The organism is Paraglaciecola sp. 20A4, from assembly GCF_011378905.1.
GTDB lineage: Bacteria > Pseudomonadota > Gammaproteobacteria > Enterobacterales > Alteromonadaceae > Paraglaciecola.
On the sequence record NZ_WTPY01000002.1, the window covers coordinates 292,203 to 311,336 of the forward strand.

The window sequence follows — 19,134 nt, forward strand, 5'->3', positions numbered from 1 at the left end:
CCTTATCTGACGGTTACTGTTACTTTGGCAACGGGGTTCAACCAACGATGTACGGTGTTGTCCACATCACTTTTACCATCAGTGAGTGAATCATCACCTATGTTTCCGCGGTGAATATGAACAGTTGCATTAGTATCAGCACCCGCTACACCACTGCCACCTGTACCCAACAGTGGCTCAAGTGGAGGAGGAACAGGCATACCCGGCATGCTCGGTGCACCACTACCGCGAAGCTCATCGTTTGCTTCTGTGCCAGCATCGTAAGCATTTAAATAAACGGTGTAAGTACCTGCTTCAGTGGGAATTTCCCAGTTATCTAAACCGACAAAACCATCATTAGAGGGTAAAATCATGGCTACAACTGACAGCATAACGTTGTCGTCAGCCGTCATTAAATCAGCGGATGCCTTCATTGTAGGTGCGAGTAAACCACCAGCAGGATTTGAAATCATATCGGCACTGGCTGCGCTAGCGATTGTCGTTATTCCATCGAGGCTGCCGCCTTCTGCCATCATTTGTAACTCGGTGCTCGCCGTTTCGCCTACTTTAAATAAGCTTACATCTGCCGTATGGGCGGCCGCTGCAATAGGAGTGAAGTATAGGCCGTGAGTTAAATTTTGAACTTCGACAGTGATGTCTGCTGCCAGACTCTGTTGACTTGCTAATGCCAACAACGTTGCGGCAGATAGAATATTAATACGTTTCATGTTCGTTCCTATAGAGAGATTGTTGTTTAAGTGTTAACAATCTTGATAGGTAAACGTCCCGAAAGTATCACAGAAAGAAAACGATTTTGTGCTAGTCAAAATAGCGGGCGTAAAAGCGTTTTTTGCACATAGATTAATTGTTTCTGCGTAGTTTTTAATGGTGGCTACGGTTTGTTTTGCTTGGCTTTAACGGCCCTTTTTACTTGTTTTCGGACGGGGATTTTCTCCGCTGTATCGAGCTGTATACTGTAACCGTTGCCTCCAATGCCGTTAAATACTTCGTCTGTGAATATAATCGTGTTGTTATCGGCTGCAAATGTTACGGCTTCTTTTTGGGTCACTATGCCCAAATCGATTTGATAAGCATCGCCTGAAAAAAAGTCGTCTCCTTTCCAGTTCTCAAATAACCACAGACGTTCTGAATCTAGCAGAACGAGTTTGGTACGATCCGGGCTTAACGCTGCTGATGTGACCCAGCACAATTCCTTGATAATGGTGCAGGTCGAAAATTCATTGATATACTCGGCATCAAAATTTGCCGCATAGTCGCCAACGCGATACAGACGGGTTTTGCCATCGAAAGGACTGGTTCTGTTTTTCGTAAACAGATACAAACTGCGTTTATAGTAAATGAACGCTTCAACATCGTAATGGACATTTTTACGCGGTTTTTCGCCTGCCACGGCTTTGAATTTCGGGTAGGTAAATTTGATTATTTCAGCGGTGGTGGTATCACCCTTAATATCGATAGGGTTTTCAATTTTATAGATGGTTAACCATTCACGATCATTATCATTGTTGCCAAAGTCGCCGATAAAAAAGTGACCAAAGTAATCTTGCGTCATATCCTCCCAATCAGAATTCTTGGCGTTGGTGATTTCGATGCTGCGGACGATGTCGCCTTTGTCATCAAGCTGATATAAACGCGGCGCATCACCGCCATCATTAATCGCCCAAAGACGCTGTCTCTTATCATATTCAATACCGGAAATTTCTTTCAGGCGGCTATCGAAACTGATAAATTTTATGCTATTTAGCATCCACACACGATAGCCTTGCACGACCACGAAGATCGTAACAGTTGCGAGTACCAGAAAAGCGATTGATTTTTTTGTAAGCATCGAGAGTAAGTAATATAAGTGGTTGCGCAAAGTATACCGTTCTAAAGCAATAATATTTGGTTATATTCGACAGCAAAGTGCAAAAAAGTGTTACCGCGTAGCAACAGCCTTGAACCTTCAATAAATATCGCAAAAGTGTCGTTAAAAAAAGACATTTTTAGCGTGGATTCTAATTCGCTTTTTGAAGTGTAAGAATATGATAAATATAAATTTTTTTGCTGTTCAGATAGTGAGGTATTGGGGTTGTTAATTTTTTATTGAGATATGTTAAAATTTATCTTGACGAGATATAAAATTGGGCGTAAAAATCCGCCGATTGCAGACATTTATCACTGCAAGAAAATACTCTACTATTGCCGAAAGGCATCCTTATTTTGGTGAGGAATCTATGAAATTTTTACTGGGATTGGTGTTATCACTGACTATATTCGGTGCAGTTGCTGATGAAGGCGAAGTTGCCGATGCAGCGCTAATTGCAGAGTTAACGCAATATTGTGCTGATATTGCAGAAGAAGATGGTACCGGCGGACAAAGCCTAAGCACATTCATGCTTGAGTGTGTTAACAATGAATTAAGTAGTGAAGGCTACAAAGCGGTTGATAAAATTTAAGTCATATTTGGACTTAATATCTTAGCCACGCCTAAGGCGTGGCTGTCTTATTGTGACAATCTATAATTTATATTTTTCTTGTTTAGCCTTTCGCTAACACTTCAAGCATATGCAAAAAACCGACGACAGAAGTTAACGGCGCAGACTCCTGCATGGTGTGGTAACCAGATGATGGCACTTGCAACGTTGTACCGTCTACCAAGCCATTCGATGCTGAAATAATCCGTCCCAACTCAGTTGCACCCAAAGAATAAGGCGCTTCGCCGTTGGCTATCAGTTTGGCGTTTTGCGCCTCTACATAGGTATCTTTAAATTGATAACTTAAGCCAAGGCGCTGACATTCCAACACTAAACGCTCAGTCAAGCGTGGATTAAATACCGCATTGGCGTCTTTATGACGCAAAATAAGATTTTGCTGCGCCGCTGTGGGTAAATCTGGATAGGGGCTGGTATCAACTACGATTAATTGATTAGTAGAGCCTCCGAAGCGTCTGAACCATTCCAGCAAATAACGCCAACTTTTACCTGCCTCTTCTTGAGCGGTAAAAAAAGCCGTGCCTTGAAAGCCACCTTCAAACAAATGTACTAAGGCTGCAGTAGTGAGAATATTGTCGAGTTGGCCTACTAATGCTTGATCAGTAATGCTTAATTTATCAGTAAAGGCCACGGGTGTGCCTGCTACAACATGTTCTAAGCCATCGACTTCAAATATTAAGTTATTACGATTTTCACAGATATAGGCACCTTTTATTGTACCTCGTCCGCGATAGGCGCCCGACCATGGCTCATAGGCATAAACTGATTCGCCGTCAAAACGGTCGACGATTTTCCGCATTAAGCTTTCACTGACCGAGTTGCCCAACAAATCTGAACGAGCTCCTGCCACAAACGCGGCATATTGGAATTCGTTAGGGCCGGTACAAACCAGGCCATGACGGTCAATGTGAGCCGAGAACATCATGCTGTCAGGTGCATTGCCCTGAGCTACCAGCAAGCCTTCATACCAAGTTACATTGGCGCCACGTTCTTCTAGCTCTCGTTGTAATACGCGAAAGAATGAATGCTCTGCACCCACCACACTGGGGCTGCGCATAAGGCTGCTGAGCAGTTCGATAAAGCTTGAGGGTAATCCAGTCTCGGCGGAGGGATAGGGCATAGTGTACAACCTAAAAGTGTTCTGCCTATTATGGCAAAAAGCGGATGAAGTTTGCGTTATAGCACGTTAACTAGCGATTGTTGATCGCAATCGACCTTGAAAGTCATAATTGCGTTAAGACTTATCCGAGACCCAATCCATTTGAAAACCTGCACGGCGCTTTTTATCGAGTATTTCTTCAAGCAAGGGCGTAAGAATTAATTCCATGGCTAAGCCCATTTTGCCGCCGGGTACCACAAGTGTGTTGATGCGTGACATGAACGCGCCTTCGATCATCTGCAGCAAATAAGGATAGTTAACGGTCTTCATTTCGCGGCGAAAACGCACCACTACAAAGCTCTCGTCTTGGCTAGGAATTTCTCGAGCACTGAACGGATTTGATGTATCAACCGTTGGTACCCGCTGAAAATTAACGTGGGTGCGCGAAAACTGTGGTGTGATGTATTGAAAGTAATCGTCTAGGCTACGCACTATGCTACTCATGACAGCTTCACGCGAATGGCCTCGCTCTGCAGTGTCACGAACAATTTTTTGGATCCATTCTAAATTAACGATAGGTACCATGCCCACCAATAAATCAACATGGGTTGCGACATCGGCTTCTTCCGTAACCACCCCTCCATGTAAACCCTCGTAAAAGAGTACGTCTGTGTTGCTGGGTAATTCTTGCCATGGAGTGAAGGTACCTGGCATTTGATTAAACGGCACGGCCTCATCAAATGAATGCAGATAGTGTCGATGTTTGCCACTTCCCGTCTCGGCATACTCGCTAAATAGTTGTTCTAGCATTACAAAGTCATTAGCTTTGGGTCCAAAGTAACTAATATGTCGACCTTGTTCCTGGGCTTTACGAATTTCGACTTCCATCTCTGGGCGTGTAAAACGATGAAAACTATCCCCTGCGACCACAGCGGCATTAACCGACAAGTTACGAAATATATGACGGATCGCATTTGTAGTTGAAGTGGTGCCGGCGCCGGACGAACCAGTGATAGCGATAATTGGGTGTTTTACAGACATGTATGTTTCTTGACAGAAAAAATGACAACCATTTATAAGCAAGCGGCTAGTTTGGGTCAAGGGCTATTCGTATTTAGTTGTGGTTTATATGTAAATTTTTGTGGCAAATTTTTAGGGCGAAACCTTGCTGAGCAAGGAATACACGCGAATAAGGACATACTTTTACGCTAGATTAAGACTATTTTGTATACTTAAACAGATTAAATGACTAGTGCACAGCGCGTAAAATAGTTAAGTAATGCGTCGTGGGATGAATTGATGTGTTGTGGTGTAGGCTGATAACTGCCGTAATATATGGAAAATGGGACAAACTTTGTAACAAACCAAAGCGTACTGAAATCAGAGGATGCTTTGGTATTTCAGCACTTTACCTTATAGTGAGGCTACTGTGATAAAGAGATCCGATAATGGGACAAGAAACCACAAAAATTTTAGTCGTAGATGATGATATGCGTTTACGTAGCCTGCTTGAGCGTTATTTAGTTGAGCAAGGTTATCAGGTACGAGCTGCCGCCAATGCTGAGCAAATGGATCGCATGTTAGAGCGCGAAAACTTCCATTTGATGGTGCTAGATTTGATGTTGCCTGGCGAGGACGGCCTATCAATTTGTCGTCGATTACGTCAAAAAGAAAACGAAATTCCTATTGTGATGTTGACCGCTAAGGGTGACGAAGTCGACCGTATTATCGGCTTAGAAATGGGGGCGGATGATTATCTGCCTAAACCATTTAACCCACGGGAATTGTTAGCTCGGATAAAGGCAGTCTTACGCCGTAAAGTGGTTGAGGCACCAGGTGCGCCATCCCATGCGGAACAAATTGTCGAATTTGGTAAATTTAGACTTAATCTGGGAACACGGGAAATGTCCAGTGAAGGTGTGCCAATGACGCTCACCAGCGGTGAGTTTGCCGTCTTAAAATCATTAGTTACTCATCCTCGCGAGCCATTATCTCGAGATAAATTAATGAATCTAGCGCGGGGACGTGATTACAGTGCACTTGAGCGCAGTATTGATGTACAAGTCTCACGCTTGCGTCGCATGTTAGAAGAAGATCCCGCTAGTCCTCGTTATATTCAAACGGTATGGGGCCTAGGTTACGTCTTTGTGCCCGATGGCGGCGGTGCGTAGTTGAACGTCAACCGCAGCTAACTTAACGTGAGATTCCTTCCTAAAAGTGCATTTGGACAAACGGTACTACTGATTGGTATGTTGTTACTGATCAATCAGGTGGTATCGTATCTGTCTGTTACTTATTACTTTATTCGCCCCAGTTATCAGCAGATAAATAATCTGTTGGCTACGCAGATTAATTTGGTTTTTATCGAAGAGATAGATCATAAAGATCCAGAACTGCATAAACGCTTTTTTGATGCCACGGGTATGCGTTTGTTAAGCAATGAAAAAGCCTTGGCTGAGGGCGTTGAACAGGCTATTTATTACCCTTATTTATCGCGTCAAATGAGCTTGAAACTGGGCGGAGAATCAGAGGTGCGTATTACCCAAGGTAATCCTTACTTAGTGTGGGTAAAGCCGCCTCAAGATCCTAATGTATGGGTCACCATTCCGATGCTTAGTCATGGTGAATCAGATATTTCACCACTAACTATTTATTTGCTGGTAATCGGTATTTTAAGTGTCGCCGGTGGTTGGATTTTTGTCCGCAGGTTAAATAAACCTCTACAGGCATTGCAGTATGCGGCTATCGAAGTGGGTCGTGGCAACATTCCCCCGCCATTAGAAGCCCAAGGTTCAACCGAGTTAATGGCGGTGACCCAAGCATTTAATCAAATGGCCAAGGGCATTAAACAGTTAGAAGATGACCGGGCGTTACTGACGGCAGGGATATCCCACGATTTACGCACCCCCCTAACACGAATTCGCTTAGCGACTGAAATGCTGCCTGAAGCGCAAGATTGGCTAAAAGAAGGCATCGTTAACGATATTGAGGATATGAACGAAATCATCGATCAGTTTATTAACTATGTGCGCCAAGATCAGCAAGAAAGCATGGTCAGCGTGGATGTAAATGATCTTATTCGTGATGCCGTTCAAGTGCGAAATATCGAAGAACACCATAATATACATCTGCATTTGAAACCTATTCCTACCGCGTGCATGCGCAGAGTGGCGCTAAAACGTGTATTAGATAATCTGATTGAAAACGCGTTTCGTTATGGTAGTGAAGATATCGAAATTCGTTCGGGCTTTGATAAAGGTCGTAACTTGTTATTTTTCTCGATTCGAGATTTTGGACCGGGTATTCCAGATACTCAAATAGAAGGCTTGTTTAAACCCTTTACGCAAGGGGATAAGGCCCGGGGCAGTTTAGGTTCAGGTTTAGGACTGGCGATTATCAAGCGTATCGTCGATATGCACAGCGGCGAAGTGACATTAAAAAACCACCCTGAAGGTGGTTTGATAGCAAGCGTATATATACCTCACACCTGCCCTTAATTTATAAGAGCAGTGCCGAGGTTGTTACTGGGTTTGCCCTTTATCTAATGAAAATGTACCCGCGTGAATGGCATGTACGTCAATTTCATCGAATCGGTATTCGCTATGGCAATATTGGCAATTCATTTTAATCGCGCCTTCAGTGGCGACGATATCAAGCAACTCTTCCTTTTCAACCGCGGCTAATGCATTGGCACTACGTTCACGGCTGCAACTGCACTTAAAAATTATGTCAGATGGCGCATACACTTCTATCTCTTCTTGATGATAAAGACGATGTAAAATCTCTTCAGCGGGCAAGGTAAATAGCTCGTCATCCTTGATGGTGTCTGTCAGACTTGCTAAGTGTTCAAAGCCAGTATCGGCAGTAGATGTAGACTCACTGCTGGTGGGTAATATCTGCAAAAACATGCCGCAAGATTTGGCATTACTATCTGTTTGTTGGGTGCGTAAAATTACTTTGGTTGCCAACTGTTCAGATTGCTGAAAATAGCTCTCGATACATTCGGCCAATGTCGGCTTGTCTAAAGCAACCATGCCTTGGTAGCGTTCACCGTCCGTTGGGGTAATGGTGATAACCAACAAACCATTTTGAAAAAGGTCGCTAAAATCCGTTGGCAATGTTTCCAATGACTCATCCCAGCGGGCTACACCTCTGAGCTGCTGATTATGGGTACCGTTTATTACCGCGTAATTAACTGGGCCGTCACTTTGCAGCTGTAATGCGATATCTCCCTCGAACTTCAAGGTGGCTGTTAACAGTGAAGTAGCCGCCATTAATTCGCCCAGTAATTTTTGAATAACCGGAGGATAAGCGTAAGAGTCTAAAATTGATTGGTAGCTGTTCTCTAGGCGAACAAGCTCGCCGCGAACATGGACTTGGTTAAAAAGATAACGGTGAAGTTGGTCAAATGACATAGTAATTTCTCGATGGTTCAGCAGGTAGGCTGGTTACTGGTGTTTTAATTGAATAATTTGTCGACGTTGTTTTTTGTCGGGACGCTGATCGGGCTTCGGGCTATGAAAGGCACTTAACTTGCGCATTTCGGTATTTTTTCCACGTTGCGCAATACTTGCGGGTTTTTCTTCAAACATAAGCTGGGCAAGTACTGCAGAGCGTCTATGTTGAGCTAATTCTAACACGGTGATCTCTTTTACATCGAAACCTTGCGGAACTTTTATCTCGGCGCCGAGCTCTACCGCTCTGCTAGGTTTGCAACGTTGGCCGTTATAATTGACCTTGCCAGACATTACGGCATCTCTGGCTAATGAACGTGTTTTAAAAAAACGAGCAGCCCAAAGCCACTTGTCTAAGCGAACACTTTGTTCTGTAAGAGAATTTTTGCTGTTTTGCATATAAATGACCAATATGTAATATTTTCGTAACGATTGCTTAATAGAGTTGTGACCCCAGTGCCTACTGGTTATCATTGGGGGGGATTCAGCGTAATTCAAATAATAATAAAAAAATGATCTGGGGATGTTACGCCCACAGCTTCAAAAAAGATAACTTAACCCACGAAAATAGTACTCGTATTAGAAGCTAACGATAGCGTTAGCATCCTGTCGGCAATTTTTCCTAGGTCAATCTGTAACGGCTTTGAGTAATCGTAAAGAGGATATAAATTGATTATTCTTGCTATAAATACTCAATGGGTAAAGCGGGCACGGGTAGACATTGGGGCATGAGCACGGTAGAAGTGATAAGGATTTTGCTTAATACGTTACTCGACGGTTCATCTTAAACCGAGTGTGGTAAATTTTAGATGCGTTTAAGGCGTGTTTCCCATGATAAAAATTAGAATAATATGCGTATAAATAACGCGAAGCCTTTGCATAATAAAGCTCAACCGCGAGAACATGACTATTACAAATTATAATTTCAATCATTTTTGGCTAGTTTTGCTTAAAAATCAACAGCAGATCAATCGTGTAGTAGTGGCGCTATTGGTGATTTTTTTATTGGCTTATTTAGCGGAATTAACCTGGCGCTTGATGCCTCAAAGCGAACTCGCAGCAATTGACACGCCGGCTGTGCGCATTGCGCCTATCACCAGTGGCTCAAATAATTCTTTGAATATGAACACATTAAAACGACTTAATTTGTTTGGTGACTTTCAAGCAGGCCCCGTAGTTGAACAAACCGTAACCGATGCTCCCGAAACAAGATTAAATTTGACCTTAACGGGTGTCGTGACCAGTTCAATAAAAGATCAGGGCGCGGCCATTATCGAGAACAAAGGCAGTCAAGAAACGTACGGCCTAGGAGACAAAATTATCGGCACCAATGCTACCCTTCGTGAAGTTTTTCGAGACCGTGTCATTATTCGAAACGGCGTCGTGAATGAAACACTTATGTTGGATGGCATCGATTACGACGAAGCAAATAATAAACGCTCCGCAACACCAAAGCGGAAAAAGTCCAAATCAAGCCCTTTACCAATTCAGCAAGATGTTGTCACTTTATCAGATGATGTGATTGAAGCTACGCGCATGCTTCAACAGCAACCAGCGAATTTCACAGAGTTTATTTCTGTGGCGCCCCATAGTCAAAATGGCGAGTTACAAGGTTACCGGGTGAGTCCGGGTAAAAAGCCTGATTTATTTAAAGCCGCTGGCCTGAAAAGCGGCGATGTGATTACCGATATAAATGGTTTGAATTTAACCGATCCACAACAAGCCGTTGAGGCGATGGGCGAATTGCGCCAAGCACAGTCCTTACAGATTACCGTCAGCCGTGACAACGAATTGTTGACCTTATTTTTAGATTTACCCGATGCAGAACAGGAATAACGAGAATGAATTTTATCCAGCGAACAAGCCGTAATATTTTACCCAGCTTGTGCTTTGTTATTGGGACCGCATTTTTTTCTGCGTCAACCTATGTGGCGGCCAACGAGTATTCCCCTAATTTTAAAAACACCGATATTGGTGAGTTTATTAATATAGTGGGTAAGAACCTAAAGAAAACCATCATAGTAGACCCCAACGTACGAGGTAAAATCTCGGTTCGTAGTTACGATTTATTGGATGAAGCTCAGTACTACCAATTCTTTTTAAATGTACTGCAGGTCTATGGTTATGCTGTGGTAGAAATGCCCAGTGGAATTGTTAAAGTTGTACGCTCAAAAGACGCAAAAACGTCAAATTTACCCGTGGTTGAAGGCACACCTTTTGATGGTGATGAGATGATCACTCGGGTTATGCCGGTATACAATGTACCCGTTCGTGAACTTGCCCCAATATTACGCCAGCTCAATGATCAAGCGGGAGGAGGTAATGTAGTCAGCCATGATGCATCAAACGTAATGATGTTAACTGGACGTGCTGCAGTGGTTAACCGTTTAGTGGAAATTATCGAGCGAGTTGATAAAGCCGGTGATGAAGAAGTTGAAATCATTAAGTTGAAGTACGCATCCGCCACAGAAATGGTGCGCATTATTGACAGTATTAATAAAACCTCAGGCAAAACAAATGCCGGTGGTAAAGACGCCCCTCGTGTGGTGGCAGATGATAGAACTAACAGCGTTATGGTCAGTGGTGATATCAAGGCGCGTAAGCGCATTATTAATTTGATTGAGCGCATGGATCAAGAGCTAGAAAGTAACGGTAATACCCGGGTTATTTTCTTGAAATACTCAAAAGCCGCAGAGTTAGTAAAAGTGCTGCAAGGCGTTAGTGCTAGTATTCAAGCTGAAGAGCAAGGTGCGGCGAAAACAACCGCAAAAACGGATCGTGGTATCAGCATTGAGGCTCATGAAGATTCTAACGCCCTCGTTATCACTGCTCAGCCAGATATGATGCGTTCGTTGGAAGACGTTATCCGTCAGTTAGATATACGCCGTGCACAGGTGCAGGTAGAGGCGATCATTGTTGAAGTATTTGAAGGCGACGGCACCACAGTTGGTGTGCAATGGGCTAGTGAAAAATATGGGGCTCAACAGTTCAGTAATGGCAATGTCGTCGGGATCGGCTCGTTAGCAGTCGCGGCCGCTGAGGCAGAAGATACCACCACGACTACGGTTGGTTTCGATGATGACGGAGACCCTTATTCGTACGATGAAACAACGGAAGGGGATTATACCTCTCTTGCATCTTTGCTTGGTGGCGTGAACGGTTTCCTTGTGGGTGCAGTTAAAGATGGCTGGGGAGCCGTATTACAAGCGGTCAGCACCGACACTAATTCCAATGTACTTTCGACGCCGCATTTAACCACGCTAGATAACGAAGAAGCGTATTTTATAGTTGGTCAAGAAGTGCCGATTATTACCGGTTCAACTACTGGGTCTACCAATTCAAATCCGTTCCAATCTGTTGAGCGTCAAGAAATAGGTATCAAACTAAAAGTTACCCCTCAAATTAACGAAGGTAATGCGGTTCAATTGCTTATCGAGCAAGAGGTTTCGAGTATTAGTGGTGCTACATCAGTTGATATCTTGATTAATAAACGTGAAATTAAAACGACGGTTATCGTGGATGACGGCGGTACGATTGTGTTGGGTGGTTTGATTGATGATGATGTACAAGAGAGTGTTTCTAAGGTGCCCATTTTAGGCGATATTCCTTATATTGGTAACCTATTTAAATCAACGACAACCAGTAAATCGAAACGTAATTTGATGGTGTTTATTCGCCCCACGATCATTCGGGACGGAATAACCATGAATGATATTAGTCGTAAAAAATACAACTACATTCGTGCTGAGCAACTTAAGCGTCAGTCTGAAGGTATTCCTTTAATGCCATTCTCAGAAAACCCAGCTTTACCCGAGTGGAATGAAGGGTTGGCTCTGCCTCCTTCATACAAAGAATATATGCAAAAGAAAGCTGAAGCAGAAAAAGCCATGGAGAAAAAGGGTGACGACGAGTAATGAGCTCAGAATCCATTAGCAGTATTGAAGCTGAAGAGCAGGCGCTAGTCGCAGCGGGAACTGATGTGGATGCGCCTATCGATGAAGCTGAACATAAGCAATTGGCATTTAGCTTTGCCAAGCGTCATAAGGTGTTACTGGAAACCGCTGAAACACCCGCTTTGCTTTATCATACCAATGAAACTGACTTTGCCATTTTCGCTGAAGTACGGCGTTTTCTAGGGCAGCCTTTTCAATTACGTGAAATAGAAAGTGGCCAATTTGAAAAATTATTGACCAGTGCGTTTCAGCGAGACTCGTCAGCGGCAAAACAATTAATGGAAGATATCGGTAACGAAAGTGATTTATTTGCTTTGGCTGAAGAGTTGCCCGATACCGAAGATTTACTTGAAAGTGAAGATGATGCGCCCATTATCAAGTTGATCAATGCCATGTTAGGTGAAGCGATCAAGGAAGGCGCGTCGGATATCCATATTGAAACCTTTGAAACCCAGCTGCTAGTGCGTTTTAGAGTGGACGGGGTGTTGCGAGAAATTTTGCGGCCCAATCGTAAAATGGCCTCAATGTTGGTATCTCGAATCAAGGTTATGTCCAAGATGGACATAGCAGAGAAGCGCGTCCCTCAAGATGGTCGAATTACGTTGCGAATCGCTGGCCGCGCAGTCGATGTGCGCGTATCAACTATGCCATCAAGTCACGGTGAGCGAGTGGTACTGCGCTTATTAGATAAAAATAACGTACGCCTAAATCTCGAAGATTTGGGTATGACCAAGGATAATCGCAGCCACTTTTCTGGGTTGATCCGTAAACCTCACGGTATCATTTTAGTGACTGGTCCAACAGGCTCAGGTAAATCAACCACCTTGTACGCAGGTTTAAGCGAAATTAACTCCAAAGATCGCAATATTCTGACCGTAGAAGACCCTATTGAATTTGATTTACAAGGTATTGGTCAAACCCAGGTGAACCCAAAAGTAGATATGACGTTTGCTAGAGGGCTAAGAGCCATATTACGTCAAGATCCAGATGTGGTCATGGTCGGGGAAATTCGCGATTTAGAAACTGCCCAAATTGGTGTTCAAGCCAGTTTAACTGGCCACTTGGTTATGTCGACTCTGCATACAAATACCGCCGCGGGGGCAATTACCCGGCTTGAAGACATGGGCATCGAACCATTCTTATTGTCGTCAAGCTTGTTGGCGGTATTGTCACAGCGTTTGGTGCGAACGTTATGTCCTGATTGCAAAACGCCGTACCAGCCTAGCGCTCAAGAATGCACTGTCCTAGGGGTGACCGTCGACAGTGCGGAAAGTCTCAATGTTTGTCGTCCTAAAGGCTGCGCAGCCTGTAACCATACCGGTTATCGCGGACGAACAGGTATTCATGAATTATTGATTGTCGATGAAGGCATTCGTGAATTGATCCACAACGGTCATGGTGAGCAGGCAATTGAAAAATATATACGTCAAAATACGCCAAGTATTCGTGATGATGGTTGTCTTAGGGTACTCGCTGGTATCACTTCATTAGAAGAAGTGTTACGCGTTACACGAGAAGACTAGAATGGCTGCGTTTGCATTTAAAGCTCTGGATAAAAACGGCAAAAATAAAAGCGGTGTACTAGAAGGCGACAACGCCAGGCAAATACGCCAGCAATTGCGTGAGCAACACCTTATTCCGTTAGAAGTGGAGCAAGTCGCAGAGAAAGAACGACAATCCGCTACCCAGTTTTCGTTGTTTAAACCTAAGATTTCTGCCTCTGATCTCGCTTTGCTTACCCGGCAACTTGCGACCTTAGTGGAGTCATCTCTGCCCATTGAAGAAGCATTGATGGCGGTAGCGCAACAATCTGAAAAACCGCGTCAGAAAAATATGATGATGGCGGTACGCAGTAAAGTGGTTGAAGGCTATAACTTAGCGGATGCGATGGCTGAATTTCCGCATGTTTTTGATGATCTATTTCGCGCCATGGTGGCCGCAGGTGAAAAATCTGGGCACTTGGATACGGTATTAAATCGATTGGCAGATTACACCGAAAAACGTCAGCAAACCCGCAGCCAAATAACCCAAGCCTTGGTCTATCCCTTGCTTATGATGTTTTTTGCCATGGGTATCGTTATTTTATTACTCACAGTGGTGGTACCCAAAATTGTTGGTCAGTTCGATCATATGGGGCAAGACTTACCTACTATTACTAAAGTGCTGATCAGTGTCAGTGAGTGGATGCAAAGCTATGGTTTGATACTGATAGTTGTGCTGGCATTGCTCGCGATGGTGATAAGTCGCGTATTACAGCAACCGGTAATGAAAAAACGTTACCATCATTTTATTCTGGGCTTACCTTTATTGGGTAAGGTTTCGAAAGGCCTTAACACGGCACGTTTTGCCCGGACATTGAGTATATTAACCTCTAGTTCTGTGCCCTTACTTGAGAGCATGAAAATTTCCAGCGATGTGCTGGCGAACTTGTACATTCGTGATGAGGTCAAAGGTGCATCAATCAATGTAAAAGAGGGCTCAAGCCTACGTGCTGCCCTTGAGCGTACTAAGATGTTTCCGCCGATGATGATGCATATGATTGCCTCAGGTGAGCGCAGTGGTGAGCTGACCCAAATGCTTGGGCGAGCGGCAGATAACCAAGATAGAGAGTTTGAATCCTTGGTTGGCGTGTCACTGAAAGTATTTGAGCCACTTTTGATTGTCTCTATGGCGGGTATAGTGCTGTTTATAGTAATGGCGATCCTGCAACCTATTTTAGCTTTAAACAACATGGTGAATCTTTAAATGAAAATGATACAACGTACCCAGCGCGGCTTTAGCTTGATTGAAGTCATGGTAGTTTTACTGATTATCGGCATTATGGCATCGATGATCGCGCCTTCCATTCTAGGTAATCAAGAGCAAGCGCAAGTGAAAAAGGCCGCTGTGGATATTCAGCAGCTTGAAAGTGCGCTTGAGATGTACAAGTTGCGCAATAATGTGTTTCCTACCAGTGAGCAAGGTTTAGAGGCCCTAGTGACGATTCCAACGATTGATCCCATACCGCGTAATTACCAAGAAGGCGGATTTATCAAGCGTTTGCCTGAAGATCCATGGGGTAATCCATATCAACTATTGAGCCCAGGCGAAGTAGGGGTAATCGATATTTTTTCAAATGGTCCTGACGGTGAGGCCGGAACCGATGATGACATTGGAAACTGGAACCTTAACGACTACTTAGGCTAGTTGGGCTGTGCCACAATCTGCCTTTTTTAACTCGTTTAACGTAAAGCCCCGAAAATCGCGAGGTTTCACCTTAATAGAAGTGATGCTGGTACTGGTTATAATGGGATTACTAGCAGGCACTGTGGTATTCAATATCGGTGGGCAAAGTGGTCAAGACCGCCTCAAAAAACAAGTTCAGCGCTTTCAGGTAGTGTTTAGTATGGCATCTGATTTTGCCGTATTGAATCAAAAACAGCTGGGTTTACGAGTTGAACGAGATAAAAATCAATACAGCTTTATGGTGCTCGATGAAGAGCAAAACTGGCAACTTATTGCTGGCGATAAAACATTCGAGGCGTATACCTTACCAGATGAATTTACCTTCGAATTAGAACTGAATGATTTGCCTTGGGATACAGACGATAGCTTGTTCAATGAGTCTACTATTGATGCCGAGTTATCTGTCAGTGATGACAGCGTCAGTATAGGTGACGAGGAAGAAAAAAAGCTTCCTCCACCACAGGTATTTCTATTATCTAGCGGTGATATTACTCCTTTCTCTTTATCTTTCGCATATGAGCCAGGCTTTTCATCTGAAGTACCGACCTATTTTCGAGTAAATGTTGAAGATTCGTTACCCGTGACGGTTGACGGTCCACTGGATCAGCTATGAACTTAGGCAGCGCATCGCAAAAAGGCATGACCCTGTTAGAGGTGATGGTGGCATTAGTCATCTTTGCTATGACAGCGACCGCAATTATGAAAGCTGCCAGTGATCATCTTGCTAGCATTGGACAAATCGAAGAAATTACTTTCGCTACTTGGGTGGCAAATAATCGCTTAGCGCAATTACAGTTATCAACTCAATGGCCGCCAAAAAATAATGCCAAAGGTGAGCAAGATATGGCAGACCGAACGTGGTATTGGCAGCAAAAAGTGACTAAAACAAATGATAAAGAGTTGTTGTCGGTTGAGGTCAGCGTTGCCTTAGACGAGAAACTTGTTGCGCCTATTACCTCGGTGGTAACGTTTGTGGCAAAGCGAGATAGCGATGCCTAGTTATCGTAATTATAAGGTGGCGCCCAATCGTTCTGCACCGCTAAGACACATCTCAGGTTTTACGCTGCTTGAAATTCTGATTGCTATGGCAATCTTTACCCTAATTGGTATTGCCAGCACCGGTGTACTGACGAGTGTGATCGATAGTGACAAGCTGTCTAGCGAGCGTTTCGAGCAACTTCAAACATTACAGCGCGCTATGCTGACCCTTGAGCGTGATGTATTACAAGCTGTTGCACGACCCGTTAGAGTAGCAGGCGAGGCCAGTGAGCGCGTGATGTATGGCGGTGATGGTGTTCTTGATAGCGACCACGATGGACTCGCGTTTGTGCATGGCGGTTGGTATAACCCACAATTAAGATTGCCACGCAGTACTTTGCAGGGCGTAGGTTATCGCGTGCAGGAGCGCCAATTACAGCGTTTATACGGCAACTATGTTGATAATGTGATTGGTTATGAGCCTAAGGTCAAAGTGCTGCTCGAAAACATAGATGATTTCAAAGTGTACTTTATTTCAGCCCAAGAGGATGAAGAAGACGACTCAGCATGGCAAGAGGATTACAGCGATACTGTGTTGCCTAAAGCTGTTGCCATTGAATTTACCAGTCAAGATTTTGGTTTTATTCGCCGAGAATTTTTACTCTCCGGCAGTAGCTCATGAACTATTTAATGAAACCAAAACAACATCAGACCGGTGTTGCGCTGATTATTGTATTGCTCATCGTGGCGTTAGTGAGTGTTTTGGCTACTGAAATGGGTTCTCGTTTACAGCTACAAGTTAAACGTGCATCGAATATAAAAGATAATAATCAAGCTTATTGGTACGCCATGGGTGCAGAGCAATACGCGCAGAAATCCATTAAGTTTTTAGTGGAAAATAGTGATGGGGTAATCAGTTTTGATCAACAATGGTCTGAACCATTTGTTTATCCCCTAGAAGGGGGCGGCATTCAAGCGCAACTATATGATATGCAAAGTTGTTTCAATGTGAATGGCTTACGCGGTGGAACGCAAAGTAGTAGTGGCGCTACTAGCGGACCAAGTGAGCGTCAAATGGCGTTTAAACGCCTGATGGAGAACGTTAACAGCGATATTAGTACCTACGATATAGATACGTTTAGTGATTCGTTGATGGACTGGTTAGATGGCGACAGCGATATGAGTCAACAAGGGGCTGAAGACAGTGAGTATGAGTCGCGTCAATTTCCTTATCTGGCAGCGAATAATTTGATGGCACACAAGACAGAATTGCGTTTGGTGAATGGTGTTAGTAATGAATGGCTTGACGCCTTACTTAAACAGGTATGCGTGATACCAGGCAATGATGACTTTAAAATTAACGTCAATACTATCGATGAAAAAAGCGCCCCTGTTTTGGCTGCCTTGACTGGTTTAAGCTTGTCTGAAGCACAAGATATTATAACGAATCGTCCAAAAGAAGGCTTTAAAACCGTTGCTGACTTCTTGGCTAGTAGTGCCATTACCGCATTGAATATGCCTGATGAGCGTAATGATTGGTTTGACGTCACCACTGGGCACTTCTTGTTGGAAGTTAAGACTGCTTACAACGACGCAACGTTTTCAATGGTTAGCGTATTTGCAGTGGATGACAGTGAAAATGTGACGTTATTACGCAGAGAATTTGGCACCCTATGAAAAATGATAAAAATAGTCGCCCGCACACGGGCTTCAGTGACATAAACAGTATGTGTAAAGACCAGAATAGGCCAGCATAATGGAACAATTAATAGTTAGACTGGGTTCAAATAAAGATGACGCAATCCATTGGATCGTGTGTTCAGCTCAGGGTGATGACGTTATTGCAAGCGGTGAACTTCCAGATGCAGGACATTTGTCGTCGTTAAAAGATCGGGCAGGTCAACGGCCAATTACCGTACTTGTGCCCACGAGTGACGTATTGCTAAAGTGGGTTGCATTACCGAGCAAAGGTGGACGAAAAGCCCTTAGTGCTATTCCGTTTATGTTGGAGGATGAAATTAGCGGGGACATTAGCACACAGTTTTTTGCATTAGGCGGGCGAAAAGGCAACCAACAAGCCGTTGCTGTGGTGAGCAAAGCTCGTTTACATGCTTGGCAAACACAACTTGCTGACGCTGGTTTACAGTGCGAACGCATTGTACCCGATATACTAGCTGTACCAGAGCCTGCTGAAGGTTGGGCGGCACTGGAATTAGGCGAACAATTATTGATCCGTCAAGACCAGTGGGCTGGCATTCAAGGTGAAAAAAACTGGTTGGTGCAAGCGATTAACCATCACGCTAAGCAGTTGGCAGTGCCGCTATCTTTGGATAATTACACTAGTCTTTGTGCTGATCAGATGCACAACGTGCTCTTGCACGAACAGCGCGTAGACATGCCGATGAAAATTTTGGCCAATGGATTACAGTCAACCCATTTTAATTTGCTACAAGGCGAATTTAAATCCCGCAAAAAGCAAGGTGGGGATTTTGGAAAATGGCGTTTAGCTGCTGTATTAGCAGTGATTGCATTGTGTACAACGTTGATTGATAAAGTTGCAATGCAGCAGCAACTTAGCAGCGAAAAGGCGGCGTTGTCTCAGCAAGTTAGAGCTGAGTTTCAACGGGCATTCCCTAAGGCTGGTGCATATCGAGATCTGCGCGCGACGATGCGCAGTAAAATGGCCGCGCTTGAACAAGGAACCGGCGGTTCGTCCATGTTAGTAATGATGAATCAGCTTGCAGATGCATTTGCTAAGAGTCAGGTGAAACCGGCCAGTGTGAAATTCGATTCAGCCCGCAGAGAGATAAGAATGCAAGCCATGGCGACGAACTTTGAATCGTTAGAACAATTTAAACGTCTAGCTGAAGCGCAAGGTTTCGAAGTAGAGCAAGGGGCAATCAATAACCGTAATGACTTGGTTTACGGTTCGTTGGTGGTAAGGAGCTAGT

General features: G+C 44.0%; 19 protein-coding genes. 13 read left to right on the top strand and 6 right to left on the bottom strand.

The genetic code is table 11. The features are described from left to right. Window positions 1-2: 2 nt before the first annotated feature. Entirely contained in the window at window positions 3-707 is a 705-nt protein-coding gene (locus tag GQS54_RS03735; protein WP_166422655.1) for a spondin domain-containing protein, read from the bottom strand. A 164-nt stretch (window positions 708-871) separates the two neighbouring features. Further along, window positions 872-1,828, bottom strand: a complete 957-nt coding sequence (locus tag GQS54_RS03740; protein WP_166422656.1) for a hypothetical protein — start codon at window positions 1,826-1,828, stop codon at window positions 872-874. Window positions 1,829-2,216: 388 nt separating this feature from the next. Between GQS54_RS03740 and GQS54_RS03745 the strand changes: the two genes are divergently transcribed. After that, window positions 2,217-2,438, top strand: coding sequence for a hypothetical protein (locus tag GQS54_RS03745; protein WP_166422657.1), 222 nt, complete (start codon window positions 2,217-2,219; stop codon window positions 2,436-2,438). Window positions 2,439-2,520: 82 nt separating this feature from the next. Here the strand turns inward: GQS54_RS03745 and GQS54_RS03750 are convergent, their stop codons facing one another. Both GQS54_RS03750 and GQS54_RS03755 read right to left on the bottom strand, forming a co-directional pair. After that, window positions 2,521-3,594 (bottom strand): peptidase M42, encoded by a 1,074-nt coding sequence (locus tag GQS54_RS03750; RefSeq protein ID WP_166422658.1) that lies wholly within the window; start codon window positions 3,592-3,594, stop codon window positions 2,521-2,523. A gap of 114 nt (window positions 3,595-3,708) precedes the next feature. Continuing rightward, complete coding sequence (locus GQS54_RS03755; protein ID WP_158771905.1) at window positions 3,709-4,614, bottom strand: phosphoribulokinase; 906 nt, start codon at window positions 4,612-4,614, stop codon at window positions 3,709-3,711. A gap of 407 nt (window positions 4,615-5,021) precedes the next feature. On the opposite strand from GQS54_RS03755, the gene ompR reads away from it, so the two are divergent. Both ompR and envZ read left to right on the top strand, forming a co-directional pair. Further along, window positions 5,022-5,744 carry a two-component system response regulator OmpR gene (ompR, locus tag GQS54_RS03760; RefSeq protein WP_166422659.1) on the top strand — a complete coding sequence of 241 codons (723 nt, stop codon included), beginning with the start codon at window positions 5,022-5,024 and terminating at the stop codon, window positions 5,742-5,744. A 27-nt stretch (window positions 5,745-5,771) separates the two neighbouring features. After that, complete coding sequence (envZ, locus tag GQS54_RS03765) at window positions 5,772-7,070, top strand: two-component system sensor histidine kinase EnvZ (protein WP_166422660.1); 1,299 nt, start codon at window positions 5,772-5,774, stop codon at window positions 7,068-7,070. Window positions 7,071-7,094: 24 nt separating this feature from the next. Here envZ and hslO read toward each other — a convergent pair whose 3' ends face one another. Together hslO and GQS54_RS03775 are read right to left on the bottom strand one after the other, a co-directional pair. Then, window positions 7,095-7,988, bottom strand: a complete 894-nt coding sequence (gene hslO / locus GQS54_RS03770; RefSeq protein ID WP_166422661.1) for an Hsp33 family molecular chaperone HslO — start codon at window positions 7,986-7,988, stop codon at window positions 7,095-7,097. A 33-nt stretch (window positions 7,989-8,021) separates the two neighbouring features. Continuing rightward, window positions 8,022-8,426 (bottom strand): S4 domain-containing protein, encoded by a 405-nt coding sequence (locus GQS54_RS03775; protein ID WP_205967605.1) that lies wholly within the window; start codon window positions 8,424-8,426, stop codon window positions 8,022-8,024. Window positions 8,427-8,930: 504 nt separating this feature from the next. On the opposite strand from GQS54_RS03775, the gene gspC reads away from it, so the two are divergent. The 10 genes from gspC (at window position 8,931) to gspL (ending at window position 19,133) form a co-directional block, all read left to right on the top strand. After that, a complete protein-coding gene (gene gspC / locus GQS54_RS03780; protein ID WP_166422662.1) occupies window positions 8,931-9,863 on the top strand; it encodes a type II secretion system protein GspC in 933 nt (310 codons plus the stop codon). A 5-nt stretch (window positions 9,864-9,868) separates the two neighbouring features. Then, on the top strand, window positions 9,869-11,941 hold the full coding sequence (gene gspD / locus GQS54_RS03785) for a type II secretion system secretin GspD (protein ID WP_166422663.1): 2,073 nt from the start codon (window positions 9,869-9,871) through the stop codon (window positions 11,939-11,941). Next, complete coding sequence (gspE, locus tag GQS54_RS03790; RefSeq protein ID WP_166422664.1) at window positions 11,941-13,503, top strand: type II secretion system ATPase GspE; 1,563 nt, start codon at window positions 11,941-11,943, stop codon at window positions 13,501-13,503. Before gspD ends, gspE begins: the two co-directional genes overlap by 1 nt. A gap of 1 nt (window position 13,504) precedes the next feature. Next, window positions 13,505-14,725, top strand: coding sequence for a type II secretion system inner membrane protein GspF (gene gspF / locus GQS54_RS03795; RefSeq protein WP_166422665.1), 1,221 nt, complete (start codon window positions 13,505-13,507; stop codon window positions 14,723-14,725). Continuing rightward, window positions 14,726-15,166, top strand: coding sequence for a type II secretion system major pseudopilin GspG (gene gspG, locus GQS54_RS03800; RefSeq protein WP_166422666.1), 441 nt, complete (start codon window positions 14,726-14,728; stop codon window positions 15,164-15,166). A 7-nt stretch (window positions 15,167-15,173) separates the two neighbouring features. Continuing rightward, a complete protein-coding gene (gspH, locus tag GQS54_RS03805) occupies window positions 15,174-15,818 on the top strand; it encodes a type II secretion system minor pseudopilin GspH (RefSeq protein ID WP_346766546.1) in 645 nt (214 codons plus the stop codon). Then, window positions 15,815-16,204 (top strand): type II secretion system minor pseudopilin GspI, encoded by a 390-nt coding sequence (gene gspI, locus GQS54_RS03810; protein ID WP_166422667.1) that lies wholly within the window; start codon window positions 15,815-15,817, stop codon window positions 16,202-16,204. Before gspH ends, gspI begins: the two co-directional genes overlap by 4 nt. Continuing rightward, window positions 16,197-16,865 (top strand): type II secretion system minor pseudopilin GspJ, encoded by a 669-nt coding sequence (gspJ, locus tag GQS54_RS03815; protein WP_166422668.1) that lies wholly within the window; start codon window positions 16,197-16,199, stop codon window positions 16,863-16,865. Before gspI ends, gspJ begins: the two co-directional genes overlap by 8 nt. 8 nt (window positions 16,866-16,873) lie before the next feature. Beyond that, the gene (gene gspK, locus GQS54_RS03820) at window positions 16,874-17,860 is read left to right on the top strand and encodes a type II secretion system minor pseudopilin GspK (protein ID WP_240919821.1); all 987 of its coding nucleotides are present in this window, start codon (window positions 16,874-16,876) and stop codon (window positions 17,858-17,860) included. 79 nt (window positions 17,861-17,939) lie between these two features. Further along, window positions 17,940-19,133 carry a type II secretion system protein GspL gene (gene gspL, locus GQS54_RS03825; protein WP_166422670.1) on the top strand — a complete coding sequence of 398 codons (1,194 nt, stop codon included), beginning with the start codon at window positions 17,940-17,942 and terminating at the stop codon, window positions 19,131-19,133. The last annotated feature ends 1 nt before the right edge of the window (window position 19,134 follow it).